Annotated in this window: 26 protein-coding genes and 2 pseudogenes; 15 read left to right on the top strand and 13 right to left on the bottom strand. The window is 54.3% G+C overall.

From position 1 onward, the window contains the following. Window positions 1-11: 11 nt before the first annotated feature. Entirely contained in the window at window positions 12-1,211 is a 1,200-nt protein-coding gene (gene larC / locus ACK4HN_RS04110) for a nickel pincer cofactor biosynthesis protein LarC (RefSeq protein ID WP_409868286.1), read from the top strand. Here the strand turns inward: larC and ACK4HN_RS04105 are convergent. Beyond that, window positions 1,203-1,421: an Hfq-related RNA-binding protein gene (locus tag ACK4HN_RS04105; RefSeq protein ID WP_409849612.1), complete on the bottom strand. Its 219-nt coding sequence runs from the start codon at window positions 1,419-1,421 to the stop codon at window positions 1,203-1,205. The two genes, larC and ACK4HN_RS04105, sit on opposite strands and share 9 nt — an antisense overlap. 29 nt (window positions 1,422-1,450) lie before the next feature. Here ACK4HN_RS04105 and dapF point away from each other — a divergent pair, with 29 nt between their 5' ends. The 4 genes from dapF to ACK4HN_RS04085 are packed head-to-tail and all read left to right on the top strand — an operon-like array spanning window position 1,451 to window position 5,058. Next, the gene (gene dapF, locus ACK4HN_RS04100; RefSeq protein WP_409868285.1) at window positions 1,451-2,311 is read left to right on the top strand and encodes a diaminopimelate epimerase; all 861 of its coding nucleotides are present in this window, start codon (window positions 1,451-1,453) and stop codon (window positions 2,309-2,311) included. Window positions 2,312-2,318: 7 nt separating this feature from the next. Continuing rightward, window positions 2,319-3,221 (top strand): vWA domain-containing protein, encoded by a 903-nt coding sequence (locus ACK4HN_RS04095; RefSeq protein WP_409877271.1) that lies wholly within the window; start codon window positions 2,319-2,321, stop codon window positions 3,219-3,221. Window positions 3,222-3,230: 9 nt separating this feature from the next. Continuing rightward, on the top strand, window positions 3,231-3,950 hold the full coding sequence (locus ACK4HN_RS04090; protein ID WP_409868283.1) for a peptidase: 720 nt from the start codon (window positions 3,231-3,233) through the stop codon (window positions 3,948-3,950). Further along, the gene (locus ACK4HN_RS04085) at window positions 3,943-5,058 is read left to right on the top strand and encodes a DUF819 domain-containing protein (RefSeq protein ID WP_409868282.1); all 1,116 of its coding nucleotides are present in this window, start codon (window positions 3,943-3,945) and stop codon (window positions 5,056-5,058) included. Before ACK4HN_RS04090 ends, ACK4HN_RS04085 begins: the two co-directional genes overlap by 8 nt. Here ACK4HN_RS04085 and ACK4HN_RS04080 read toward each other — a convergent pair. After that, window positions 5,050-6,369 carry a class I SAM-dependent methyltransferase gene (locus ACK4HN_RS04080; RefSeq protein ID WP_409877270.1) on the bottom strand — a complete coding sequence of 440 codons (1,320 nt, stop codon included), beginning with the start codon at window positions 6,367-6,369 and terminating at the stop codon, window positions 5,050-5,052. The genes ACK4HN_RS04085 and ACK4HN_RS04080 overlap by 9 nt on opposite strands. Before the next feature lie 79 nt (window positions 6,370-6,448). Continuing rightward, entirely contained in the window at window positions 6,449-7,720 is a 1,272-nt protein-coding gene (locus ACK4HN_RS04075) for an FAD-dependent hydroxylase (RefSeq protein WP_409877268.1), read from the bottom strand. A gap of 120 nt (window positions 7,721-7,840) precedes the next feature. On the opposite strand from ACK4HN_RS04075, the gene ACK4HN_RS04070 reads away from it, so the two are divergent. Next, window positions 7,841-8,431, top strand: a complete 591-nt coding sequence (locus ACK4HN_RS04070; protein WP_409868279.1) for a DUF3318 domain-containing protein — start codon at window positions 7,841-7,843, stop codon at window positions 8,429-8,431. Here ACK4HN_RS04070 and ACK4HN_RS04065 read toward each other — a convergent pair. Beyond that, window positions 8,428-9,672 (bottom strand): DUF445 domain-containing protein, encoded by a 1,245-nt coding sequence (locus ACK4HN_RS04065; protein WP_409868278.1) that lies wholly within the window; start codon window positions 9,670-9,672, stop codon window positions 8,428-8,430. The two genes, ACK4HN_RS04070 and ACK4HN_RS04065, sit on opposite strands and share 4 nt — an antisense overlap. A gap of 39 nt (window positions 9,673-9,711) precedes the next feature. Further along, window positions 9,712-10,026: a thioredoxin gene (trxA, locus tag ACK4HN_RS04060; RefSeq protein ID WP_409849629.1), complete on the bottom strand. Its 315-nt coding sequence runs from the start codon at window positions 10,024-10,026 to the stop codon at window positions 9,712-9,714. Window positions 10,027-10,162: 136 nt separating this feature from the next. Here trxA and ACK4HN_RS04055 point away from each other — a divergent pair, with 136 nt between their 5' ends. Further along, entirely contained in the window at window positions 10,163-11,806 is a 1,644-nt protein-coding gene (locus ACK4HN_RS04055; protein ID WP_409868277.1) for an ABC1 kinase family protein, read from the top strand. A 5-nt stretch (window positions 11,807-11,811) separates the two neighbouring features. On the opposite strand, the gene ACK4HN_RS04050 is transcribed toward ACK4HN_RS04055, so the two are convergent. Beyond that, window positions 11,812-12,093 (bottom strand): DUF3593 domain-containing protein, encoded by a 282-nt coding sequence (locus ACK4HN_RS04050; protein WP_409849633.1) that lies wholly within the window; start codon window positions 12,091-12,093, stop codon window positions 11,812-11,814. Beyond that, a complete protein-coding gene (typA, locus tag ACK4HN_RS04045) occupies window positions 12,093-13,883 on the bottom strand; it encodes a translational GTPase TypA (RefSeq protein ID WP_409877266.1) in 1,791 nt (596 codons plus the stop codon). Before typA ends, ACK4HN_RS04050 begins: the two co-directional genes overlap by 1 nt. A 209-nt stretch (window positions 13,884-14,092) precedes the next feature. Here typA and ACK4HN_RS04040 point away from each other — a divergent pair. Together ACK4HN_RS04040 and ACK4HN_RS04035 are read left to right on the top strand one after the other, a co-directional pair. Then, a pseudogene (locus ACK4HN_RS04040) lies at window positions 14,093-15,391 on the top strand (4Fe-4S binding protein); the annotation flags it as partial. Between the two features lie 242 nt (window positions 15,392-15,633). After that, a pseudogene (locus ACK4HN_RS04035) lies at window positions 15,634-15,981 on the top strand (zinc ribbon domain-containing protein); the annotation flags it as partial. Window positions 15,982-16,073: 92 nt separating this feature from the next. Here ACK4HN_RS04035 and ureG read toward each other — a convergent pair. From ureG to ACK4HN_RS04020, 3 genes are read right to left on the bottom strand one after another with little or no spacing between them, the layout of a single operon-like run. Next, window positions 16,074-16,676: an urease accessory protein UreG gene (gene ureG, locus ACK4HN_RS04030; protein ID WP_409870430.1), complete on the bottom strand. Its 603-nt coding sequence runs from the start codon at window positions 16,674-16,676 to the stop codon at window positions 16,074-16,076. 4 nt (window positions 16,677-16,680) lie between these two features. Further along, window positions 16,681-17,604: a GTPase Era gene (gene era / locus ACK4HN_RS04025; protein WP_409870432.1), complete on the bottom strand. Its 924-nt coding sequence runs from the start codon at window positions 17,602-17,604 to the stop codon at window positions 16,681-16,683. 9 nt (window positions 17,605-17,613) lie between these two features. Next, window positions 17,614-18,111 (bottom strand): ExbD/TolR family protein, encoded by a 498-nt coding sequence (locus tag ACK4HN_RS04020; RefSeq protein WP_409870434.1) that lies wholly within the window; start codon window positions 18,109-18,111, stop codon window positions 17,614-17,616. A gap of 76 nt (window positions 18,112-18,187) precedes the next feature. On the opposite strand from ACK4HN_RS04020, the gene gmk reads away from it, so the two are divergent. Further along, window positions 18,188-18,763, top strand: a complete 576-nt coding sequence (gmk, locus tag ACK4HN_RS04015) for a guanylate kinase (protein ID WP_409877264.1) — start codon at window positions 18,188-18,190, stop codon at window positions 18,761-18,763. Here the strand turns inward: gmk and ACK4HN_RS04010 are convergent. After that, window positions 18,760-19,482 carry an ABC transporter ATP-binding protein gene (locus ACK4HN_RS04010; RefSeq protein ID WP_409869013.1) on the bottom strand — a complete coding sequence of 241 codons (723 nt, stop codon included), beginning with the start codon at window positions 19,480-19,482 and terminating at the stop codon, window positions 18,760-18,762. The genes gmk and ACK4HN_RS04010 overlap by 4 nt on opposite strands. Before the next feature lie 97 nt (window positions 19,483-19,579). Between ACK4HN_RS04010 and ACK4HN_RS04005 the strand changes: the two genes are divergently transcribed. Further along, window positions 19,580-20,593 (top strand): zinc-dependent alcohol dehydrogenase family protein, encoded by a 1,014-nt coding sequence (locus ACK4HN_RS04005; RefSeq protein ID WP_409869014.1) that lies wholly within the window; start codon window positions 19,580-19,582, stop codon window positions 20,591-20,593. A gap of 197 nt (window positions 20,594-20,790) precedes the next feature. Here ACK4HN_RS04005 and ACK4HN_RS04000 read toward each other — a convergent pair whose 3' ends face one another. After that, window positions 20,791-21,942 carry a trypsin-like peptidase domain-containing protein gene (locus tag ACK4HN_RS04000; RefSeq protein WP_409869015.1) on the bottom strand — a complete coding sequence of 384 codons (1,152 nt, stop codon included), beginning with the start codon at window positions 21,940-21,942 and terminating at the stop codon, window positions 20,791-20,793. Between the two features lie 74 nt (window positions 21,943-22,016). Between ACK4HN_RS04000 and ACK4HN_RS03995 the strand changes: the two genes are divergently transcribed. From ACK4HN_RS03995 to ACK4HN_RS03985, 3 genes are read left to right on the top strand one after another with little or no spacing between them, the layout of a single operon-like run. Then, entirely contained in the window at window positions 22,017-22,202 is a 186-nt protein-coding gene (locus ACK4HN_RS03995) for a hypothetical protein (protein WP_409869016.1), read from the top strand. A 52-nt stretch (window positions 22,203-22,254) separates the two neighbouring features. Beyond that, on the top strand, window positions 22,255-23,973 hold the full coding sequence (ureC, locus tag ACK4HN_RS03990; protein ID WP_409869017.1) for an urease subunit alpha: 1,719 nt from the start codon (window positions 22,255-22,257) through the stop codon (window positions 23,971-23,973). A gap of 3 nt (window positions 23,974-23,976) precedes the next feature. Further along, window positions 23,977-24,471: a hypothetical protein gene (locus ACK4HN_RS03985; protein WP_409853451.1), complete on the top strand. Its 495-nt coding sequence runs from the start codon at window positions 23,977-23,979 to the stop codon at window positions 24,469-24,471. Between the two features lie 7 nt (window positions 24,472-24,478). On the opposite strand, the gene ACK4HN_RS03980 is transcribed toward ACK4HN_RS03985, so the two are convergent. Continuing rightward, window positions 24,479-25,057: a DnaJ domain-containing protein gene (locus ACK4HN_RS03980; protein ID WP_409869018.1), complete on the bottom strand. Its 579-nt coding sequence runs from the start codon at window positions 25,055-25,057 to the stop codon at window positions 24,479-24,481. Between the two features lie 259 nt (window positions 25,058-25,316). Between ACK4HN_RS03980 and ACK4HN_RS03975 the strand changes: the two genes are divergently transcribed. Then, window positions 25,317-25,562, top strand: coding sequence for a Uma2 family endonuclease (locus tag ACK4HN_RS03975; protein WP_409869019.1), 246 nt, complete (start codon window positions 25,317-25,319; stop codon window positions 25,560-25,562). Window position 25,563 lies beyond the last annotated feature (1 nt).

Raw genomic sequence — 25,563 nt, 5'->3', positions numbered from 1 at the left:
TAGAATCTACCATGACTGTTGCCTATTTTGACTGCCCTGCTGGGGTGGCGGGGGATATGTGCTTGGGTGCTCTGCTTGATCTGGGGGTTCCCCTCGACTATCTCCAAAGCCAGTTGGCAAAGCTCGGAATTGCCGATGAGTTTGAGTTGACGACGGAAACGGTGCAGCGCAAGGGACAGCGGGGGTTAAAAGCACAGGTGCATTTGCGCGATCGCCACTCCCATCACCATCGCCATTGGCCGGACATTGCAGAGCAAATTCGTGCTGCCGATCTGAGCGATCGCGCCCGCGACTGGAGTCTTAAGGTCTTTGAGGCCTTGGCCATTGCTGAGGGAGCCGTGCATGGCATTGAGCCAGAAAAAGTGCATTTCCACGAAGTGGGGGCGGTAGATGCCCTTGTGGATATTGTCGGCACCTGCTTGGGGTTAGATTACCTCGATGTTAGTCACATTTACTGCTCGGCTCTACCCACCGGCGGCGGCACGGTCAAAGCCGCCCATGGTCAACTGCCAGTCCCCGTTCCCGCTGTCTTGCAACTGTGCCAAATGTACCAAGTCCCCCTCTACAGCAATGGTATTGAAAAAGAACTGGTCACGCCCACCGGGGCTGCTTTAGTTTGTGCCCTGAGTGAGGGCTTTGGGGCGCCGCCAGCGATGACATTGCAACGGGTGGGTTTAGGCGCCGGCAGTCAGGAGTTGCCCCTACCGAATCTCCTGCGTCTCTGGTTGGGCAGGCTGCCAGATTCAGTGGAAACAGCAACAGCAAAAACCATTATCGAACTGCAAACCCAACTGGATGACATGACACCCCAAGCCCTCAGCTATACCCTCGACCAACTCTATGCCGTTGGTGCGATTGAAGTGTTTTATCAACCCATTACGATGAAAAAGTCCCGCTTGGGGGCTTTACTCACGGTATTGTGTCCCCCCAGTGCTGAGGCCGCCTGTGTCCAGACCCTCTTTCGGGAAACCACAACACTGGGGCTGCGGCGGCAGGTACAGGAGCGATATATCCTTGAACGCCAAATCAAAACCATCGCCACCTCCTTTGGGGAAGTACGGGTAAAAGTGGCCGAACACCAAGGACAGTGGCTGAATGTGCAGCCCGAATACGAAGACTGTGCTGCCCTTGCCCGCCAGCATCAGCAACCTTGGCAGGTGGTCTATCAAGAGGCCTTGGCAGTGGCACTGCAACTGTGGCCCCTAGGCTAGCTTGGGTTTAATAAAAACAATGGCTTGCTTCCAAATAATCGTGGGCTGATCGTAGTGATCCACAACACAAAGACAATTCGCATCTTGCCAGCGCACCTTGCCGACGACAAGATCACTGGTGCTGAGCTTGACTTCAACCTCAGTGCTATCTTTAATGAAGGTTTGCAACTGGCGAATACTGGGCAATGCCGTATTGAATTCGTCGGTCATGGATTTCCCTCTTGTACCTTTTCAATTCTATGCGCCTCTCTTTTCAGAAGTACCAAGGGTTAGGGAACGATTTCCTACTCATTGACAATCGCCATCAGGAAGAGCTGCTCTTAACCCCAGAACAAGCCCAGCACTGGTGCGATCGCCACTTTGGCGTGGGCGCCGATGGCGTCATTTTTTTGCTGGCAGGGACAGGGGAAAGTGACTACCGCATGCGGATGTACAATGCCGATGGCTCAGTGGCCGAAATGTGCGGCAATGGCATTCGCTGTTTGGCCAAGTTTATTTTTGCCCTTGAGGGGCGCGCTGCTGGCGAAATTGTGCGCTACCGCATTGACACCCTTGCCGGTCTCATTGTGCCCGAGGTGCAGGCGGATGGTCAGGTGACGGTGGATATGGGCAAACCCCAACTCTTGGCGCAGCAGATTCCCACCACCTTGTCAGCTGCAAATCAAAAGGTGATTGATGTGCCCCTAATGGTGGGCGATCGCTCGTGGTTGGTGACCTGCGTCAGTATGGGAAATCCCCATTGTGTCACGTTTGTTGAAGATGTGGCGGCAGTTGATCTAGCCACCCTTGGCCCGCAGTTTGAGCATCACCCCGTCTTTTCCCAGCGTACTAATACTGAGTTTGTCCAAGTCCTAGGGAGCGATCGCCTGCGGATGCGCGTCTGGGAACGGGGAGCTGGTATGACCCTTGCCTGTGGAACGGGCGCCTGTGCCACCTTGGTCGCTGCCGTTTTGACCAATCGCCTCAGTCCTGTGGGCAATCAAGCCCAAGCCACGGTTGAACTGCCGGGGGGTGACCTCCATATTCGCTGGGATTTACCTAGCCAACATCTGTATATGACTGGGCCTGCCCTCGCAGTCTTTAGTGGTACCCTGCCCTAGGTGAGCTATGAGCCGTCGGCAACAACTGTGGTATTACCCTCTTTTTCAGATTCCCCTCATTCTTTTCATTGGCTGTGTGCTCCTAGCGCTGCTCTTTTCATTGTTGAATTGGGGACGCCCCAGTGTTGCCGTGGTGCTCTCCCTTGATCTTAGTGGCAACACATTTGGCAATAATCCGTTGCAATTTAATCAACCGCAAACCGTGATGGCGCAGCAAGTGCTTGCTGCCAAGCTCTACTTGCAACGCAACCAACGGGAGCTGAAGAACCCTAACGAGGTGATGATCCACGGCTTTGGCCGCAATGTGGTGTTTCTCACCCCCCGATTTGAGACCAATGGTGATCTCCTGCTCACTCAACTGGATCAAGCCCTGAATCGCAGTGACTTGCTCGCCCAAGTCGATCCCACGGAAACCAATCTTTCGGGGGCGATCGCCATGGCCACCCAACAACTGCAACAGATTCCCAATCGCTGCCGCGAACTGCTCCTCATTACCGATGGTGAAGCGCCAGTCAATCCAGATGTCGTTGCCAATGCCCGCGAACAGCGGGTGAAAATCAATGCCATTGTTGTCGGTGATCATGCCCCCCAACTGGCTGCCGCCACCCAAATCACGGGTGGGCAATACCGCTCTGCCCCCGTCGCCATTCTCGAAGAACTGGTGGGTCAAACCTTTTTTGAGGGCTTCAATAGTAATGCCCGCTGGCCGATCTTTTGGGGCGGAATGGCCGTCATTTGTTTCATGTGGCTCTTGGTCTTGCCCTTGGATCGCTGGGTGTTGCAGGGATGGTTGCATCTGCCGATGAATCTCGCGGGTCAAATTGCCCTACTCAATGCCTTTTTCTGGACAGTGGCAATTCCCATTATTCTCTGGCGATTTCCGGGCTGGCCCTTTCTACAGACCTGTTGAGGAGCAAGTATGAAGCATCGCTGGTGGCTGTTGGTGTGCATAGTTGCTCTAGGACTGATGCTGGGCGGTACCCAAGGGAATTGGGAGTCCTTGGCAGGCACCGCAAATCTGACCCGCCAGAATATCCAATTGCCAGCGGCAGTACACTATCCATTGCCCCCCTCCCTAGCTGAGATTCCTAGGAAAGGCGAAGACTATTTTGATGAAGTTCAACCAGTGGAAGTAGGCTATCTGCTGTGGACAGAGTTCCCAGTCACCGTTGCCATTGAACCGCCGCAGTGGGATCCAAACCATGTGTGGCAAGCAGCAGCAGAGCAGGCCATTCGGGAGTGGTCCGCCTATTTGCCCCTAGAAGTTGTGGATGCCCATTTACCGGCCAATATTCGCCTGCTCTCGCAGCGACCCACGGATCAACACAACCGCCGCGCCCGCTTTGCGGAAACCAGCTACGAACTCTTTGTGGATAGTCAAGGCGTGCTGCGCCATCGCTGCCGTGTTGTGGTGCGTCCTAGTCAAGCACGTAAGTTTGTCCTTGCAGCACTGCGCCATGAACTGGGTCATGCCCTCGGCATTTGGGGACATAGCCCTTTACCCACTGATGCCCTCTATTTTGCCCAAGTGGCGGATCCACCGCCGATTTCGCAGCGGGATGTGAATACCCTGCGGCGGGTCTATGAGCAACCCACACGGTTGGGACAGCGGCTACCGGAGTTAACGCCCCATGGATGAATCCTTGACCCTCTGGGGCATTCTATTGACATTGACAGCTCTAGGGCTATGGCTAGAGCATCGCTTCCGCTGGGCCGCTCGCTTGGGGTCTTCACTGATCATTTTGATGTTGGCGGCCCTCTGTGCAAATTTGGGTCTTATTCCCCAACAATCGCCGGTCTATGACACGATCTACGGCACGATTACCTCCTTGGCGATCGTCTGGCTACTGCTGCTGGTGAATTTGCAGGATGTGCGGCGCTTGGGGCGATCAGCCCTGTTGGCCTTTGCCCTTGCCAGCTTTGGAACCTTGGTAGGTGCTCTCCTTGCCAGTGTGCTGTTTCACAGTCGCTTTCTAGAGGATACCCCTCGCTTGGCGGGCAGTCTGGCAGCGAGTTACATTGGCGGCAGCATCAACTTTGTAGGGGTGGGGCGTGCCCTCAACCTTTCGGATTTACTCTTTAGTGCGGCTACGACGGCGGACAACCTGCTCACGGCGATTTGGTTAGGCACAACCCTAGCTCTACCCTCAGTGTTATTGCGATTTTATCCCCAAGCCGAAGCCCAGGAAGCTGCTACTGTGACCCCTCTGCCGACGGCCTCAGCGATCACCCCCCTAGATTTAGCTATTCTCCTCAGCTTGGCTGTGGCTATCTTGGTACTGGCAACGGCACTGCATCAGTTTTGGCCGCTGATTCCCACTGTTGTCTGGCTCACCACCCTCAGCTTGGCGTTGGCGCAATTTAAGTGGATGCGCTATCTGCGGGGTACGGGCGCTTTGGGAATGTTTGGCCTGAATCTTTTTTTTACGGTGATTGGTGCCGGTACCCATGTGCCCTCCCTGATTCCAGTGGGACTGGAAATGATTCTCTTTACCACGGTGATTGTCTTTACCCACGGTCTTGTCACCTTCAGCCTTGGGGCACTTTTGAAGTTGGATGTGGAACTGATTGCCCTTGCCTCCCAAGCCGCCGTCGGGGGACCAACCACAGCCATTGCCCAAGCAACGGGTCGGCATCAGCCCCAGTTAATGGGAGTAGGGATTACCTTGGGACTGGTTGGCTACGCGATCGCCAACTATTTGGGACTGGCGCTGGCTGAAGCTCTTCGCTGGATCGGCCTAGGGTAGGCTGACCAAGACAAATAAGCTCAATTCCAAGCGGGTCAAGAGGGCTTGCAGTTGTTGCCGTGCGACTTTTGGCTCAATGGGTTCCAGTGTGACAGGGTCAAGGGGGGCTAGGCGTTGGTAGCGATCGCACAACGCTGAAAAGGCCAAGGGCTGATCAAACAGAGGCAGCAGTGTTGCCAGCCCAAGGGGATCAATATAGACCGGGCCGGGACTAGAGAAGGACATAAACGTGCCCAGATCCACAATGATGCGGTCATTGAGGTATCCCAGCCATTTTTCCTTAATAGTTTCCGTCCGCAGTTGCGGATGCAGATAAATCGTGCTTTGATTCCACTGCTCCTCAGACCATTCCCCTAGGTCGGGTACAGTGGCACGGGGTTGCGGACTACACCAAAAATCCAAGAGACGATGTACCGGATGCAGCAGCTCATACATCTCCAACTGCACCGACTGCGGCACATCGGGTAAGCTCAGCGCCAAAAAGGTGGGCAGATTGTCTGGGTCTTTGAAGAGATCCACCAGATTCCAGTGGCGCCAGTTAACCATGGAAATGAATTCTAGACCAGCTGCCCCTAAGTATTGAAAGAGTTGGGGAATCGTGCTGCCTTTATCTCCCACTAGCAGATGGTTGGCCAAGAGGGCCTCATTGCTCTCCTCCTGTTCGTAGCGGGGGTTCCAGGTGCGAGCTTTGAGATCCACGCCATCCTTAAGTTCTTTCATAATCTCGCGGACGATGTCCATTTCCATTTCTTCGGGATTGTCGTCCATCAAGCCCATCAACTTAAAAAGACTTTGGGCACGAAAGAAAGGGAAGCGTTGCAGCGCACTGTGGAGATTGGCTCGAAGAATTCCATGGGGTTTGAGCCCACTTTTAAGGGCTTGAAGACCCTCGACAGGATCGGGGAGCAGATACAGGACTTCATCGCAGTTAATGTAATCAAACTGCTCCCCCCAACTGGGCAGATCTAAAATAGAGCGAACTTCAAAGTGGGCATTGTCAACCCCATGAAACTTTATCCGCTCCCTTGCCAGCTTTACCGACTCAGGGGACAGGTCAATACCGATAATTTCCGCGCCGGGGTTGGCGATCGCCAGTACTAAAGACTTATAGCCCGTACCACACCCGGCATCCAGAATCCGCCGCCCCTTTGTTTCAGACACCCGATGATCTCGCCGATAAAAGGCAGTGACCAAATCGTGGACAAAAAGCACATTGGGGTCATCCTTGGGGGTTTTCTCAATAGGAATCCGCGGATAGGGGCCGTAGTCAAACTGGCGGCGAACTTTCTCTAGCTCATCGGTAGCAGCCATTCCTTTCTCCAAAGCGCTTATTTCTTTGTCAAATTGATACTACAGAATGATTGCACCGAAGATAATTGCGTAGAAAGTTTTAACGCGCTCTGGGGAGTTTACAATCGCTCGGCAAAGGCAGCAGGAGACCGGCCATAAACCGCAGCACCAGATGCTTGAGGGGGGAAACAGTTCGCAACAGCCACAAACCCCAGCGGCGCACCCCCACCACAGGCCACCACGCATTAGAAAAGAGCCGATTGAGCATATCGGTAAAGGCAAGGGTCAAGGCATTTTGCCACCAGCGTTGGCGGTGAAATTGCATCAACGAAGAGCGATCGCCCAGTCTCTCAGAAGGAGTGGCGAGAATCTGTTGCGCCAGTGCCCATACATCCCGCAGACCTAAATTTAGCCCCTGACCTCCCACCGGATGACAGCGGTGAGCCGCATCACCAATCACCACAAAGCGATCGCCCACGTAGGAGGTGACCTGCATGAGTTGCGTTGGGAAAATAAAGCGATCGCTCACAGCGGTAATCTCCGCCATCCGTGGGTCAAGATAGGGCTGAAGTTTCGCTACAAAGGCGCGATCGTCGAGGGCAGCAACGGCTTGCGCCTCTGGGTGGGGCAGCGTCCAAACCACCCGATAGCGATTTCTCGGTAGGGGCAGTACCCCCATGGGTCCTGTTGGCCAAAAGCGTTCATAGGCAATCACGGGTTGGGGATGGGTAACATCGAGGGTGGCCACCACACAGGACTGACCATATTGCCAGCCCTTGGGTTCAATGCCCATTTGCTGCCGCAGGGGAGACTTACCACCATCTGCCCCAACCACTAAACGTGTGGTCAAGTAAGCCACTTTGGGTGCGGCAGGGTCACCAGAGATCAGTGTCAACTCAGCGCGATCACCCTTCACCTCATTAGTGACCACTCGCCACGGGCAGTAAAATGTGACGTTCCTAGCAGACTGTAAAATGCCCTGGAGGGTCTCGGCAATTACTGCATGTTCACCCACATAACCCACGGCCTCTGTGCCCAAATCTTCTGGATGAAAGTAAACCTGCAAGGGATACTCCCCATCGGAAAGTTGCACTAGCTCAAAGGGCTGCACATGGGGTAGCAGCTGATTCCACACCCCTATCCACTCAAAGAAGCGGCGGGAGACTTGGTGCAGGGCGTAGGCTTGACCTTTCGTATTTTCCCGCGCGTAGGGGATGGCCTCAATGAGGGCGATCGCTAGGCCACTGTTGCGTAGAGCACAGGCCAAACTCAGACCCACAATCCCTGCGCCCACAATCGCCACATCCACGGCGGGCAGTTCTTGAGGAGAAGCAACCAGCGATTGTTCTGAGGGGGCAAAGGTCGATGTCATCACCATTTTGATTTGGGCGCAAAAAACACATGCCCCTTTATTCTAAGGAATCCAGAAGATTGCCGAAAAGGTACCGTAATGGCAGACTAGGGGCAGAGCATTGATTGCGTAACTATCCCTATGACCCCAGAGGCTGAGATTCGTCGTCTGCTTGATCTAATGCCGGCGTCGGCACGGATGCGCTGTAAATTGGTTTCGCGTCCACAACAAAGCCAAGTCCTGCGCTATCAGCCCGCTCTCCCTTGGGGCGATCGCCCGATTGAAATTAACTTTCGCCTGTGGCAGCATCTCGATACCCCAGAGCGTGATCTTTTATTGCTGCGGGCAGTGGCTTGGTTTAACACCACTGGTTTGATCAAACTTGACCTCTACCAAGGACTCACGGTGGCAGGCTTGCTGGGTACCATCTTGCAAGTTCTCCAAGCAGACCCCGTAGGGATTGTAGTCGCAGGGGGGCTAACCACCTTTTCTGGCCTTCAAGTGTGGCAAAATACGCGGGGCATTCCCGTGGAAGTGGCAGCGGATCGCCAAGCCCTGCAATTGGCTCAACGGCGCGGCTATAGCGAACAAGAGGCTGCCAAAGCCCTCCTTGCCGGTATTGCTCAGGTGGCAGAATTGGAACGCCGTCCCCTCCTCGATGTCACCGAACTCATTCGCTGCCAAAACCTGCGCCAGTTGGCGGGGGAATCGGAGGTCAAAGTTTCGGTTTAGGGGGCTTGCAGGCTTTGCCAGTACAAAAAGCCGGCTTGGACGAGGCCAATTAAAAAGCCCAGAATCCCCCCCAAGCGGACAATCGCTTGCAACTCACTGCGCACAATCCCCTGAATCGCCAGTTCCAGATTTTGCGGGGAGGTGGCCTTCACCCGATCCACAATCACCCGATCCAAATCCAAGATGGGGATGGCTCGTTCAATAATCACCTCCATATCCCGCTCCAGATAGCGATCGAGTACTAAAGCCAACTCATCACTGACCACTTCCAAGGAGGCACCCAGACTCGCCGAATCCCGCAGGCGTCGCAAAATACTCAGGGAAATCGTTTCCCACTCCACCGTTTGACTCACCGTTTCAATGACACTATAGCCCTGCTCCTGAAGATAACTGCGCACTGTCTGCCGAAAGAATTGCCGTAGCTCCCGCACCGTACCGAGGGGCAAACTTTGCAGGGTGATATTCTGCAGCGCTTCCACCAAGCGTTGCCGCAGTGCCAATGCCGTCATTAATTCTCCAAGGCGACGGTTACAGGCCTCCCGTTCATTGAGGCAATATTCCCGCAGGCGAATCAAAGTATTGCGCACCCCCACCAGATTAGCCACCACCCAGTAGGTGCCACTCGTATTTTGCCGCAACTCTTGATCGAGGACATTAATCGTGCGATCGGTGAGAAAGTCAATGATGGCCAGTCGCAGGCGATCGGGGGGTAAGATCACCGACAACAACCAATCTGCCAGTTTCTCTGCCTGTTCCTCACTCAGTTGCAGCTCCACCAAGACTTGATCGAAAAGTTGATTCAGTTGCAGCTCCAGAAAATCTTCCCGCCGCGACCACACCTTGATTAAACGGGGCAAGGCACTGCCAAAAAAATCCCGCAGAATATTGGCCAAGACTTGCGCCGATCGCTGTTCGCTTTGCTCTTGAATTTGACTCAGGCTGGTTTGGAGCAGCCAGTGGATGACTGCCTTGACTCGTTGTACTTGCAACAGCCGCCGCGCTAGGTTTTGCAGCTCCTCTGGGGTGAGCAGAGAACCCAAGATGGCATCCGCAATACGCCGTGCCAGCCGCTCCTGATTGCGGGGAATAAGACCGGGGGTAAAGGGAAGAGGCTTGCCCCCCACGTAAATCGGCTTGTAGGGGCGAAAGAGCATGGTAATTGCCAAGTCATTTGTAAAGTAGCCGATGACGCCCCCCGCCAACGGTGGTACAAGCAGTGTCCAATAGTTGATATCGGCCAATCCTGAGTGATTCCTCGAACCGCTTACTTGTGAAGCATTTTACAGGCGGCGAATGGCATCAATGAGAACTTCTGGCGGTTGAACCCCTTCCCAGCGGCGAACTTCACGCCCACGCTGGAAGAGGATCAAGGTGGGCAGCGCTTGCACACGGTACTGACTGGAGAGTTGGGGATAGCGCTCCGAGTCAATTTTGACGACCTCAACGCCTGCTTTCAAGACTTGTTTGACCTGCTCCAGAATCGGCGCCATCATGCGACAGGGGCCACACCAGTCAGCATAAAAATCAACGAGGAGCGGCTTCTCTGTGGTGGCCAACAGATCGCTAAAGCTACTGAATTGCCGTGTTGTCGCCATAGCAAATTCCCATTAGGACTCTATCCTCATCATAGACACGGCAAAGGCAACCGGGGAGAGGCGGGCAAAGCCACTCTGAACGCCCCTAAGAAAGGGGGTATTGTTGAGGTTGGCTCTGTGTTGTGATGGCTGCTGCATGCTGAGGACTGCCTCTCCCTATCGTCCAAGTTGCTGGTTACTGTTGCGCCGTGTGAGCCAAATTCTGGGGGTTGTGGGGCGCTTTGGCGGTCAACTGTTGTGGGACTCTGTCTGGCGGCGGGGCGATCGCGCCCAAGCTCAACGTGCCCGCTGGCTGGTGCGGCAATTACTGGTTTTAGGGCCGACCTTTATTAAAATTGGCCAATTTCTCTCGACGCGGTTTGATCTGTTGCCCCCCGCCTATATCGAGGCCTTGAGAAAACTACAGGATCAGGTGCCGCCTTTTGACTCGCAGCTGGCGATCGCCCTCATTGAGCAGCACTTGGGGCAGTCCCTTGGGGATCTCTACGCCAGATTTGATCCCAAGCCCCTTGCCGCCGCCAGTCTAGGTCAAGTGCATCGCGCAACGCTCCACAGTGGGGAAGAGGTGGTGGTGAAGGTGCAACGGCCACACCTAGAGGCGAAACTGTATCTGGACTATCTGGCCATTGGGGAACTCATTCATTGGGGCGATCGCTGGCTGCCCTGGCTACGCCCCTATGCCCTTCAGGAGATCTATGAAGAATTCTTCAGTATTCTGCTACGGGAAATTGATTACATTCAAGAGGGGCAAAATGCCGATCGCTTTCGTGCCAACTTTGCCCAAGACCCCCATATTCGCATCCCCAAGGTCTATTGGACACACACCTGCCGCTATATCCTGACGATGGAGTATCTTCCCGGCATTCGCATTGACAATCGAGCTGCGATTGAGGCCTTTGGCTTGAATCCCCAAGAGATCAATCAACGGGGGATTTGTTGCTATCTCAAACAGTTATTGATTGATGGTTTTTTCCATGCTGACCCCCATCCGGGGAATTTGGCAGTCACAAAAGAGGGCGATCTCATCTTCTATGACTACGGCATGATGACGGAAATCCCTGCCCTCAATCAGCAGCGGATGGTGCAGACCTTTCTTGCCGTGCTGCAAAAGGATAGCGATCGCGTGATTGCTGCTTTGATTGAACTGGGGCTATTGATACCTGTCACCGACAGAGTACCCCTGCAACGGATTATGCAATTGATTCTAGATCGATTTACCGAACGGCCTGTGGATTTAACCGCCTTTAAGGAATTGCAACAGGATGTGTATGCCCTTTTTGAGCAGCAACCCTTTCGCCTACCCGCAAAGATGACCTATATTCTCAAGTCACTGACCACCCTCGATGGCATTGCCCGCAGTTTAGACCCTGAGTACAACCTCAGTGCAGCAGCCCAACCCTTTGTCAGGCAGTTGATGAGACATTCACGGGGAAGCTGGCGAGACCTGATTCGGCAGACTCAAACCCTAATCCACCAACGGCTCCAGCAGCCCAGTCGAGTTGAAGTGCGGCTGCAACAGTTAGAGGAACGGTTGGCGCGTGGCGAACTGCAACTTTCAGTGCACAATCCGACAACGGAGCGGCAACTGCGGCGAATTGAGAGTTTGTTGATTTGCCTAGTCTATTTAGGGTTGGCTGGTTTTACCCTTTTGGCAGGAGCGATGTTATGGTCAGCCAAAGCCTTGGGGGGGGCGATCGCCCTTTTTACAGTGGCAGCGCTAGCGGGGCTGGCCTTTCTGCGCAGTTGGCTCCGCTTTCTTTGGTTACGCCGCTGGCAATAAGTGACCTAGGAGGATTGCTGGAGGGCGCGGCGAAAGCCTAGGGCAATGAGGATATTGGCCAACGTCAGAAAAAATTCTGCTCCCCCGTGTAAGGCATCCACATTAGCTAAGCTTGTTCCATAGACCTTTTGGGCATAGAGTCCCGCTGGAATCGTGACCGCGACAAAGACCAGTGTCCCATAGAAGCCAATGAGGGCTAGACGGGGGGTGTTGGGGTTGCGGGTCATGAAGTACAAAAACCCCAAATAGGGAAACAGCGAGAGGGCAAAAAAGGCATTCGTCAGCATTAGCGCCGTACGAGCTTCTTACTCATTTTCCGTAGTCGGATGGATTTAGGCGTTACCTCCACCAGTTCGTCGGGGCCGATGTACTCTAGTGCCCGTTCTAGGCTCATTTCCACGGGTGCTTGCAGTTGCACCAGTTCATCCCCCGTTGAGGAGCGGAAGTTGGTGAGTTGTTTGGCTTTGCAGACATTGATTTCGAGGTCTTGGGGGCGGTTGTGTTCGCCAACAATCATGCCTTTATAAACTTTGGTACCAGGGGTAATGAAAAAGACACCACGATCTTCGGCATTTTTCAGGGCATAGAAGGTGGCCGTGCCCTCCTCAAAGGCAATTAAGACGCCATTGCGACGGGTGCTAATTTCACCTGCCAAGGGACGATAGTCCAAAAAGCTGTGGTTCATAATCCCTTCGCCGCGGGTTAGGCGCATAAATTCGCCACGAAAACCAATCAGACCCCGCGCTGGAATGACAAACTCCAGTTGCGTCCGACCATTGCTCCCCACCTGCATATCCTGCATTTCGCCGCGTCGCTGGCCTAAACGCTCAATACAGCCACCAACAGCTTCATCGGGAACGTCCAGCACTAAGCATTCATAGGGTTCGCAGGGCTGACCATTCACTTCACGGTAGATCACCTGTGGCTGAGACACTTGGAATTCATAGCCTTCGCGGCGCATCGTTTCAATGAGAATGCCAAGGTGCAATTCACCCCGACCAGAAACGGCAAAGCGATCGGGGGAGTCGGTTTCTTCGACCCGCAGCGCCACATTGGTTTCCAGTTCCCGAAAGAGGCGATCGCGCAATTGCCGCGAGGTGACAAAGGTTCCCTCCTGACCTGCAAAGGGGGAGTCATTGACCGCAAAGGTCATTTGCAGGGTTGGTTCATCCACCTTGATCAGGGGCAGGGCTTGAGGGTTGTTGGGGTCAGTGATGGTTTCGCCAATGTTGGCATCACTAAAGCCGGCGATCGCGACAATATTGCCGGCACTCGCCGTTTCCAATTCAATCCGCTTCAGTCCCTCAAAGCCCAAGAGTTTGGTAATCTTTGCCTTGACAATTTGGCCATTGTCCTTGACTAGGGCCGCCTGCTGCCCGACTTGCACGGTACCATTGTGGATTTTGCCAATGACAATTCGCCCGAGGTACTCCGAGTAATCCAAGGTTGTGACCTGAAGTTGCAGCGGCGCATCGGGACTGCCCACTGGCGGTGGAATATGGCGGACAATAGCCTCAAAGAGGGGCTGCATGTCCTTGCCCTCTTCGTCTAGATCCGTTTTTGCGTAGCCCGCCAAGCCCGAAGCAAACAGATAGGGAAACTCACACTGATCGTCATCCGCCCCCAGTTCAATAAATAAGTCCAAGACCTTATCAATGGCCTTGTAGGGTTCGGCCTGAGGCCGGTCAATTTTGTTCACTACCACAATGGGGCGCAGACCTTTTTCAAGAGCCTTTTTGAGGACAAACCGCGTCTGCGGCATCGGCCCTTCGTTGGCATCCACAATCAGCAGACAGCCCTCCACCATGCCAAGTACACGCTCCACTTCACCGCCAAAATCGGCGTGGCCGGGGGTATCCACAATGTTAATCGTCAAGTCTTTGTAGCGCACCGCTGTATTCTTGGCCAGAATCGTAATGCCGCGCTCCCGCTCCAGATCATTGGAGTCCATCACGCACTCCGGAATGTCTTCCCCTTCCCGAAACGTGCCAGCTTGGCGCAGGAGGGCATCCACTAGGGTAGTCTTCCCGTGGTCAACGTGGGCGATAATGGCAACATTACGAATCGGCAGACTCATAGTAACTTCCTAGGGGTTTTGGAATAGCGCGTTGAGGAGTGTGACAACCCTTTACAATCCTAGCGCAGTTTGGTAGGGGAACTGAGCCATAGGCAGTGAGGTGTTTCCTCATCACTAATTTTGTTGGAGGGTGCCCTCGATGATCGATCGCCTGAGTTGGCTGCAAATCCATACTCCCTTCAGATCGCTTTCTTTGTATGAACCAGTCGCCGACCCCCCGCACCCCCCGCCGCTTTCCGGGGCGATTGATCCTGATTGCCGAAAAGAAAGGCTGCGATTGCCAAGACCTAGTGCACCACCAAATTAAAGTACCACCGCTGCGGGTGACAAAGGCGGACATTGAAGCCTTGGTGAATTACTATATTGCCCTCTACTGCCGGCAACGGGGCATTCCTAAGCCTCGAATCACCCCCGAAGCCCTACGACGGATGCAAAGTTATGATTTTCCCGGCAATCTGCGGGAGTTGGCGAGTCTAGTGGAGTGTGCCCTTGTGCAAGCAGACGGGGCGGAGTTGCTCACGGAAGAGGTCTTTTGGCCAGAGCGATCGCGCCAACGACGATTTCGTTGGAACCTACTCAATGCCTATCCCCAATTGGGTGCCTTTCTACGCAGTCCGTGGTGGCTCGATCGCCTCAACTATAGCCTGACCCTTTGGCTCTTTCCCCTGATTGTCGCTATTAGTCTCTGGGGGCCGCAAGATCGCCCACACAACTTTACCCTGAACCTCTTTTGGGCGTGGTGGTGGCCGGTCTCATTGCTAATTTTTCCCTTTTTGGGGCGCATTTGGTGTGCGGTTTGCCCTTTTATGATCTACGGCGAAGTCCTGCAAAGGCTGTCCCTGAAGATCTGGCCTCGGAAGCTGCGGCCTTGGCCGCGTCAACTAGCTGAACGCTGGGGAGGCTGGGGGCTCTTTGGCCTCTTTGGGGTGATTCTCCTGTGGGAGGAATTATGGGATTTACCCAATACCGCCTATCTATCCAGTTGGCTGCTGATCTTGATTACAGCGGGAGCCGTGATTTTTTCCCAGCTCTATGAACGCCGCTTTTGGTGTCGCTATCTCTGCCCCATTGGTGGCATGAATGGCCTCTTTGGCAAACTCTCCATTCTTGAATTGCGGGCACAGCGGGGGGTGTGTGCTGCCAGTTGCCAGACCTACCAATGCTACAAAGGCGGTCCTGCCCTTGGCGAAGGTCAAGAAACGGGGGGCTGTCCCGTCTACTCCCATCCGGCTCAACTGACAGATAACCGCAACTGCGTTTTGTGTATGACCTGTCTCAAGGCTTGCCCCCATCGCTCGGTGGAAGTGAATCTGCGTCCGCCGGCCATTGATCTCTGGACTAGTCATGAAGCCACGGCGGCGGAAGTTTGCCTGCTGTTTTTGCTTTTGGGAGCGGTGGTGCTACACCGTTTACCCCTGCTTTTGGCATGGTTGGGACTGACAGAAGCTCATTTTTGGTTACAGGGGATGATTGCGGTGGTAGCCCTAGCTCTGCCGGGACTCTTGGCATGGGGTTGGCATCAGATGCAACGACAAGGTTCAGCTCAGACAGCAGGAGCCCCGCGCTCTGGCAATCTTTTCTCTGATGAAATACAGTAAGATTATGAACCAAGTCCTGACTATCTCCTGCAAACTCAAGGTTTCCGAGTCGCAAGCCGCAAAATTGGATGCAACTCTGGATGCTTTTGGGCAAGCGTTGAACTGGGTGAACCAGAACTTTCCGCCTTTTTACTGTAGTCAAAAGGCGCAATCAACCACGTTCCAAAACGGAACGCAGACGCAGCAACAGTTGGGCGTTTTACCAACTGAGACTGTTTATCGGCTACAAAGCCTTGAGGGCTGGGGTGAAGGTGATTTTGGTGAACCCGGCCTATACGAGCCAGACCTGTCACCCATGCCTGCACATCCATCCCGACCCGGATCAGTCCTATCGGAGCGGCAAGCAGTTTAAGTGCGGGCATTGCGGTTGGCAGGGGGATGCAGATTTCAACGGTGCGAAAAATATTGCAGCTATGGGGGCGCTTGTAAACCGTCTTGGCGGTCCTTGGTTGTCTTGCCAGATAACTGCAGGGCTACTGAAAGCCCGCGCTGTAGCTTAGCTCAGCGTCGGGTAGTTTACTGCGAGTGATGGTGATCAGTGATTTTTTGTGTCTTTTTTTTGTGTCTTGGGTCAACTTCCGTACCCTTACATTTAGGCTGCCAAATGGGATGTGAGAAAGGCAGTGACTTGATCTAGCCCAAAGCCAGTTTTCAGATTCGTCATTACATAGGGGCGATCGCCCCGCATTTTTAGGGTGTCCCGTTTCATTACCTCTAAATCAGCACCCACATAGGGGGCAAGGTCAATTTTATTAATCACCAGTAAATCCGGCTTGGTAATCCCCGGCCCGCCTTTGCGGGGAATTTTATCGCCGGCGGCCACATCAGTCACGTAAATCCTTAAATCCACCAGCTCTGGGCTAAAGGTTGCAGCCAAATTGTCGCCACCACTCTCGACAAAAATCAGATCCAAGGGTTGCAGAGCCGCCTCCAACTGTTGAATAGCCGCCAGATTGAGAGAAGCATCTTCCCGAATAGCGGTGTGGGGACACCCCCCCGTTTCAACGCCAAGAATTCGCTCTGGGGGCAGGGCTTGGGAGCGCACCAAAAACTGGGCATCCTCTTGGGTGTAAATATCATTGGTGACAACCGCTAGGCGATAGCGATCGCGCAAAGCTTTACAAAGGGCATCTACAAGGGCGGTTTTACCTGACCCCACAGGTCCTGCCACACCCACTCGCAATGCTGTCTCCATCACCTCAATCCTTCTCAATGCGATAGCCCAACTCCGCCAAGCGCAACCGATCCTGTCGCCAGCGGGGGCGCACCTTCACAAACAGTTCTAGATAAATCTTGCCACCAATGAGGGTTTCAATTTCTTGGCGGGCAGCGGTGCCAATTTGTTTGAGCAACTGACCTCCTTGGCCGATAATGATGGCCTTTTGGGTTGGACGCTCCACATAAATTACAGCGTGGACACGAGTCAGGTGGCGATCCTGCTGCACCTGTTCAATCGTCACCGCCACCGAATGGGGAACCTCCTCGCGGGTATGGTGCAAAATTTGCTCGCGGATTAATTCCGCCATGATGAATCGCTCCGGCTGATCGGTGACCATCTCTGGTGGATAGTAATACGGACCAAGGGGTAACTGCGCTGCGATCGCCGATTGCAATAAACCAACCCCCTCTCCCGTGAGCGCTGAGCAAGGATAGGTCGGCCAAGGACCAAGGGTTTGATAGTCCTGTTGCCGTTGTTCTCGCTCCTCTGCCGGCAGCAAGTCAATTTTATTGATGGCCACAAGAACCGGAGATTGAGTCGTTGTCAGCAGATCCGCCACGTAGCGATCGCCCCGACCGGGCGGACTGGTGGCATCCACCACAAAGACAATCACATCCACCCGATTGAGAATGCCCTTCGCATTGTGCACCAGCACCTCCCCCAAGCGATGGTGGGGCTTATGGATGCCGGGGGTATCCACAAAGATAAATTGCGCCGTTGCCGTTGTCAGGATGCCCCGTAGGCGATTGCGGGTCGTTTGTGCCACAGGCGAAGTAATGGCCACCTTTTGCCCCAGCAGATGGTTAAAGAGGGTGGACTTGCCGACATTGGGACGCCCCACTAAGGCGACAAAGCCAGAGCGAAAGCCCTTCGGGGCAACAGGAATGCTGGCAATCGGTTCCACCGTGACTCCCTAGGGATTGGAGGACGTGGATTGATGATCGCTGGCTGGCGGTGAAGGCAGCGGGTTAGGGCTAGTCGGCGTACTCAGCACCGGCTGTGCAACGGGTTGCGTGGCCAATGCCACACGATTGCCCCCTAGCGATCGCAGGAGATCCAGGACTTGGATGACTTCGTTGTAGCTCACCACCTGCGATGCTCGCAAAATGACCATGCCCTGTGGGTTTGTTTTCAGATAGGTGGCCAAGCGTTCATAGAGTTCACTGCGGTTGACAGGGTCCTTATCCACAAAGAGTTGCCCCGCCGGATCAATACTCACCACCAGCATCTTTTGTGACTGGGCTTGACTAGTGCTCGCCTTGGGCAGGTTCAAGGTAATGGCCTGCTGCCGCGTCAGACTCACCGCCGCCAAAATAAAGAACGTGAGAATACAAAAGACCACATCAATCAGGGGGAGCATCTCAATGCGGACATTTTCACTCTCACTGGGCAAATGGATCTTCACGGCCATTCCTCAACCACGCTGCCTCAATGATAAAACGCTAAGCAAACACAGTAGGATCAAAAAGTTTCCCACCCATGCAACGATGACCACTGCAACGCCCCAGCCTGGACAACTCATTGTGATTACTGGCCCTAGTGGGGTCGGCAAAGGGACACTCCTACGCCAACTGCGGCAGCGACATCCCGAACTGGCACTTTCGGTTTCGGCAACGACCCGCCCACCACGCCCCACAGAAGTAGAAGGCATAGATTACTATTTTGTGTCCGTGGAAGATTTTCAAGCCATGATTGCTGCTGGCAAACTTTTGGAATGGGCAGAGTTTGCCGGTCACTACTACGGCACCCCACGGGATCCCCTGCTGCAACTTATTGCCCAAGGAAAAACGGTGATCCTTGAAATTGAACTGCAAGGGGCGCGCCAAGTTCGCCAATCCTATCCCCAAGCGCGTCACATTTTCATTCTGCCCCCCTCTTTGGCGGAACTGGAACACCGCCTGCGCAGCCGTGGCCAAGACAGTGAGGAGGCGATCGCCCGCCGTTTAGCGCAAGCGGAAACCGAAATTGCTGCGGCTACAGAATTTGATGTGCAAATTGTCAATGATGATCTCGAAAAAAGCCTGATTGCCCTTGAAACGGCAATTTTTAGCCCTGCCCCCTAAGGCTGTGCCCGTACCACTCCCAAGTAGAGTTCCCCCACTTTGGGGTCATTGAGCAATTCGCTGCCCAGTCCTTCATAGCGGTCTTTGCCCATTTCCAAGACATACCCGCGATCGCTCATGGCAAGGGCTTTACGGGCATTTTGCTCCACCAGAATAATTGCGGTGCCTTGGGCATTAATTTCCTTAATTTTGGCAAAGACATCATTGACCAGCGCTGGGGAGAGGGCCGCAGAGGGTTCATCCAAGACCATAATTTGTGGCTCCAGCATCATGGCGCGTCCCATGGCCAGCATTTGTCGTTCTCCCCCCGAAAGGATCCCTGCCCGTTGCTGGCGTCGCTCCGCTAAGCGGGGAAAGGTATCATAGACCCGTTCCTTGAGCGCCTTCAGGTTGCCGCTTCTGGTAAAGGCTCCCATCTCCAGATTTTCCTCAATAGTTAAGGAGCGAAAGACATTGGCAATCTGCGGCACGTAACCGATTCCCTTTTTGACAATTTGGTGGGGACGCAGGTGAGTAATATCCTCTCCTGAGAGGGTAATTGTGCCGAGGCGCGGCGTCAGTAAGCCGGCGATCGTCTTTGCCAAGGTGGATTTTCCGGCTCCATTGGGACCAATAACCGCCACTAGCTCACCGGCTTCAAGACGAAAATTAACGCCCCGTAGAATATCCACATCGGGAATATAGCCAGCATAGACATCAGCAACGTGGAGCAAGCTCATGGTGCAAAAGACATCGCCAGAGGGTTGATATCTTAGCTTAGTATAGAGGCTTTGCCTAAACCGCTATTGTGGTACTAGAGAAACGGCTGGAAACACCATGAAAGCGATCGCCATTACGGAATTTGGTGACCCTGAGGTTTTGGTGCTGCGGGAGGTGCCAGAACCCGAAATTCAAGCCGCCGATGAACTAAAAATTCAACTGCGCGCCGCCAGCGTCAACCCCATTGACACCAAGTTGCGACAGCGGGGCACGTTTTTTCCCGATCGCCGACCCGCCATTCTCGGCTGTGATGGAGCGGGGGTGGTCGTGGCGGTGGGGACAGCGGTGCAGCGGTTTCGTGTAGGGGATGAAGTTTATTTTTGCTATGGGGGGTTGGGCGATCGCGGCGGCTGTTATGCGGAATATACCGTTGTCCCGGAAATCGCTGTTGCCCACAAACCCAAGTCCCTCTCGTTTATTCAGGCGGCTGCTTTGCCCTTAGCCGTGATTACCGCTTGGGAAGCCTTGGGCGATCGCGGGGCAGTCCCGCCTTTGAACGTCCTCTCCACCGCCAAAACCGTTCTCATTCATGCCGGGGCGGGCGGGGTGGGGCATCTGGCTATTCAATTAGCACGGCGATCGGGCGCAGCGGTTGCCACTACCATTGGTTCCGCAGCCAAAGCCCGTTTTACCGAAAGTCTTGGCGCTACCCTTGCCATTAACTACACCACCCGTGATTGGGTGCAGGCAGTCCTAGACTGGACAGGGGGCAAAGGGGTTGATTTTGCCCTTGACACCGTGGGCGGCACCACCTTTAGTGAAACCTTCAAAGCGGTGCGTCCCTATGGCACCCTTGCCACCCTCTTGGAACCCGCTGCCGATACGCCTTGGAAAATTGCTCGCCAACGCAACCTCTTGATTCAACTCACCCTCATGTTGACGCCGCAACTCATGGGGCTGAGGGATGCCCTTGCCCATCAGGGCAACATCCTTGAGCAGGTGGCGACCCTTGTGGATCGCGGCGAGCTACAGGTTGTTGTGGATAAAACCTTTCCCCTCGGGGCGGCAGCGGATGCCCATCGCTATCTCAGCCAACGCTTGGTGCAGGGTAAGGTGGTACTCGTCCCATAATGGGGGATTTTTGATGGTTGCTCAGATCCTTGCCGCCCTTGTCATAGGGCTGGAACAAGCGCAAAGGGTGCCGACATTGCTCAGCCAGACGCCCCGCAGTGATGTTTATCGGGTTTGCCGCATTTTTAACGGGCGCCTTAGCTATTGTGGCCGCTGGTTCACGGGGGAAACGGTGTTGCCGGAGCCTCGGCGCCAACTTATTCTGGCTGCGAGGAGGGATACAATTCCGGTGGCATTGGCTCTGGTTGCAGGCTCACGGTTTGCCGGCGATCGCCCCGCTGAATTTCTAGGGTAATTGTCTCGCCGAGTTTTGTTCGCTCGACAACATTTTGCACCTGTTGGGGACTGGGTTGGTTGATCTCGTTAATTTTGGCGATCCAATCTCCCGCTTGCAGACCCGCCTTAGCCGCCGGCGAATTGGGGGCAACGCCAATGATCAGCGTGCCTTGGGTTTGGTTGAGTGGCCAGTTGGGCTGATCTTGACGGATTTGAGCGGCTAGTTCTGGCGTCAACTGCACCATGCGAATCCCCAAATAGAGATGCTGGGCGCGACCCGTGGTAATAATCTGCTCAGCAATGCGATAGGCCGTATTAATGGGAATGGCAAACCCTAGACCCTGCGCTTGGGAGATTACAGCGGTATTGACCCCCACCACTTGACCAGCGGCATTCAGAAGGGGGCCTCCAGAATTCCCCGGATTGATGGCTGCATCCGTTTGGATAAAGCTCACCCGCTTGTCAGCAGCGCCAATTTCATTACTGGCACGCCCTGTGGCACTAATGATGCCAGCGGTGACGGTGTTACTTAGCCCCAAGGGGTTGCCGATGGCGATCGCCCACTCACCGGGGACCAGGGCATCGGAATTCCCCAGTTGTACGGTGGGTAACTTTTCAGCCTCGATTTGCACCACCGCCACATCCGTCAGGGGATCAGCACCCACTACTTTGCCATCGAATTGACGACCATCGGGAAGCGTGACACGCACGGCACTGGCACCCTCCACCACGTGGGCATTGGTCATAATCTTGCCATCGGGGGTAAATATAAACCCTGACCCCTGACCTTGGCGCACTGGCACCTCTGGCACTGGAAACGGATTGAGAAAACTATCCTCTTCACTGCGAAGTACCCTTAGGGTATCAATACTGACCACTGCTGGCCCTGCCTCAGCCACCACCTTGGCAATGAAATTTCCGCCCGCATTAGGTTGATCCGTGGGGGCAAGGGGAGGGAGAGAGGCACCGCTATTGGCTGTGGGGGGACTGCGATGCGGCAAACGCAAGGGACAGCCCGTCAGGGTCACAAGGGCGATCGCCATCCCAACGAGACTCAACCGTGTGCGAACCATACTCAACCCAACTCGGCATCAGATCCACTCTAGCCTTATCCTGAAAATAGTGAGTTTGTCGAACGTCTGCTGCCATGCTGACTGTGATTAGCCACCTTGAACAACCCATCACCTTTGATAGTTTCTTTGGGCCTATGACCCTTCAGCCCGGTCGCAATGAAAATGTCGATGAGCGCCGCTGGCGCAACTGCAAAACCCACAATGCTGACCTGCAAGCCTTGATCAAAAAGGGACTGGTTGTGGTCGAAGAATTGGGCTAAATTTAGACTGAGAGTGCCAAGCTGCTCTCCCACCTGACCTGTTTAGGCCGCCATGAGCTACCGCATTGATCGCCAAGCCTATGCCGAAACCTATGGTCCCACAGTGGGCGATCGCCTGCGACTTGCGGATACTGACCTCATTATCGAAATTGAGCACGACTACACCCACTACGGTGATGAGGTCAAGTTTGGCGGTGGCAAAGTGATCCGCGATGGGATGGGACAATCCCCCATTGCCAATACAGAAGGCGCGGTGGATGTCGTGATCACCAATGCCGTGATTCTCGACTGGTGGGGCATCGTCAAGGCCGATGTCGGCATCAAAGAGGGCAAAATCTACAAAATTGGCAAAGCGGGAAACCCCTACACCCAAGAGGGGGTAGATATTATCATTGGCCCCGGCACAGAGGCGATCGCCGGCGAAGGGATGATCCTCACCGCTGGCGGGATTGACGCCCACATTCACTTTATCTGTCCACAGCAGATTGCCACTGCCATTGCCTCGGGCATTACAACAATGATTGGCGGCGGAACGGGGCCGGCCACGGGTACCAATGCCACCACCTGTACGCCAGGACCTTGGAACATCTACCGCATGCTGCAAGCTGCCGATGCCTTTCCCGTGAATTTAGGCTTTTTGGGCAAGGGCAATAGTAGCCAACCCCAAGGACTGATTGAGCAAGTGCAAGCCGGGGTTGTGGGTCTCAAACTCCACGAAGACTGGGGCACTACCCCTGCTGCCATTGACACCTGTTTGAGTGTGGCTGAAGACTACGATATTCAGGTGGCCATCCACACTGATACCCTCAATGAATCGGGCTTTGTCGAGGATACCATTGCCGCCTTCAAAAACCGCACCATTCACGCCTATCACACCGAGGGCGCCGGCGGCGGACACGCCCCGGACATCATCAAGCTCTGCGGTCAAGCCAATGTGTTGCCCTCTTCCACCAATCCCACTCGCCCCTACACCGTCAATACCCTTGATGAGCACTTGGATATGTTGATGGTGTGCCACCACCTCGACCCCAGTATTCCCGAAGATGTCGCCTTTGCCGAGTCGCGGATTCGCAGAGAAACCATTGCCGCCGAAGATATTCTCCACGACCTCGGGGCGTTTAGTATTATCTCCTCGGACTCGCAAGCCATGGGACGGGTGGGGGAGAGCATTATTCGCACGTGGCAAACCGCCCACAAAATGAAGGTACAGCGGGGACATCTCAGGGATCCCCAGCAGCCAGGAGCCAATCATGACAACTTTCGCGCCCGCCGCTACGTCGCCAAGTACACGATTAATCCCGCCATTACCCACGGCATTGCTGAGTATGTGGGATCCGTGGAGGTGGGTAAAATCGCTGATCTGTGTCTCTGGAAGCCTGCCTTTTTTGGCGTTAAGCCGGAACTGGTGATCAAGGGAGGAATGATTGCCTACGCTCAAATGGGGGATGCCAATGCCAGCATTCCCACACCGCAACCAGTGCACATGCAACCCATGTTTGCTAGCTATGGGGGCTGCCGAACCGCCACATCGGTAACCTTTATGTCCCAAGCGGGCATTGCCAACAATATTCCAGCACAATTGGGGTTGCAAAAAACGCTGCTACCGGTGCGCCACATCCGCCAACTGCGCAAAGCAGATCTCAAGCTCAATGACTACTTACCCCACATTGAGGTGGATCCCGAAACCTATGAGGTACGGGCGGATGGCGAATTGCTTACCTGTGAACCGGCGACGGTTTTGCCCCTTGCCCAACGTTACTTTCTCTTTTAAGCGATGACGGATGCAGTGGCTGTCCTCTTTCAGCAGGGGCAACAGGCCTTCGAGCGGGGAAACTACCAGCAATCCATTGCCCTATTGGGACAAGCGGCAGCGCTGGCGGAGGGAAATGCGGTGCGATCGGGGGAAATTAGCCTCTGGTTAGTCACGGCCTATAGTGCTGCTGGCGATCAAGGGGCAGCCGTCAGCCTCTGCCGTCAACTCCAACGGCACCCGGATCATCACACGCGGCAGGAAAGTCGTCGCTTGCTGGCGATTTTGGAGGCTCCCCAACTCAAACGCCGTCCGGAATGGTACAGCGAAATTCCCGACCTATCCCATGTGGGCGATCGCGCCTACACATCCCCCTACAGCCATTCCTTGAAAAAGCCATCGGCTGCCACCCCAAAACCCCAAGAACCACCGCCCCCTGCGACGCCTTTACCGAATGCCTTCATCTGGCTTGCCCTCACGGGCTTGGGCGCGGTCACACTCTTGGCCGCTTGGTTATAGTGACCTTTTATAGTGACCTTTGCTCGAGACGAGCGAACTGACGATTGATCTCTCGCCACAGGCGCTGATTATGGGGGTCCAGTCGTAGGGCTTTCTTGAGGTAGGTTCGCGCCGATGACGACTTGCGTTGATCAATCAATTTGACAGCCCACTGGTAGTAGGTTTCTGCTTGCCAAGCAAACACTTCTTCGTCCGCAGGCAGTTGTCGTTCTAAATTTTCCAAAAGGGCAATCGCCCGTGGAAATCGTTCTTCTGCTAAAAAAAGCTGCCACTGCTTGCGCGCCTGACGTTTTAACTGCTCCTGTTCAGGGGTCAAAGGGGATCCATGATTCCTTTTGACTGTTACACTAACCGCTGGAGTAGAAGTATCCTTGGCCACGTCACCGTTATCTGTATCTTGCCAATGTTCAAGCAAATAGCGGTAGGCCTCATGTACTGCGACAAATTGATCTTGATGCACTTCAGGATTGATATCGGGATGATATTGCCGCGCTAATTGACGGTAGGCTGTTTTAATCTCTTCTAGGGAAGCGCCGATAGAAAGCCCGAGGCGGCGATAACTTTCAATGAGTCGATGCTCAGTCATTAGAAAAATTCGCAGAAAAATTCGCAAAAAACTCGGAATCTAAAAAATTGTTGGATGGCTGATTGGTGGTGCCAAAGCATCAAGATTTATCACCGTAACACAGTGATCCTGAGACTTGAACACACTTTACCACAAGAATAGTGTATAGCACCTTTCTTAGTGACAGCAATGATGTGATTCCAGATGTCGTCTGGCTAAGCATGGAAAAATATACGGCCTTGATTGATGACGCGGGTCATGTCCGGGGGCACCAGACCTTGTGATTGAGGTTTTGTCTTCGGGCGCAGAAAATGAACGGCGCGATCGCCAGATCAAACTCAAACTCTACTCTAGTCAAGGAGTATTGGAGTACTGGATTGCTGATCGGCGACGCCAAACTGTGGAAATCTTTCGCCGTGAAGCGGGACTGCTCAAACTTGCTCTCACCCTTTATCGAGAGGATACGTTAACGTCTCCCCTATTGCCGAACTTGCATTGTCCGCTAGGGCAAATTTTTGAGTCGTGAG

The sequence above is a fragment of the Thermosynechococcus sp. genome (assembly GCF_046299655.1).
Lineage (GTDB): Bacteria > Cyanobacteriota > Cyanobacteriia > Thermosynechococcales > Thermosynechococcaceae > Thermosynechococcus.
This window is presented reverse-complemented; position numbering and strand designations above follow the sequence as displayed.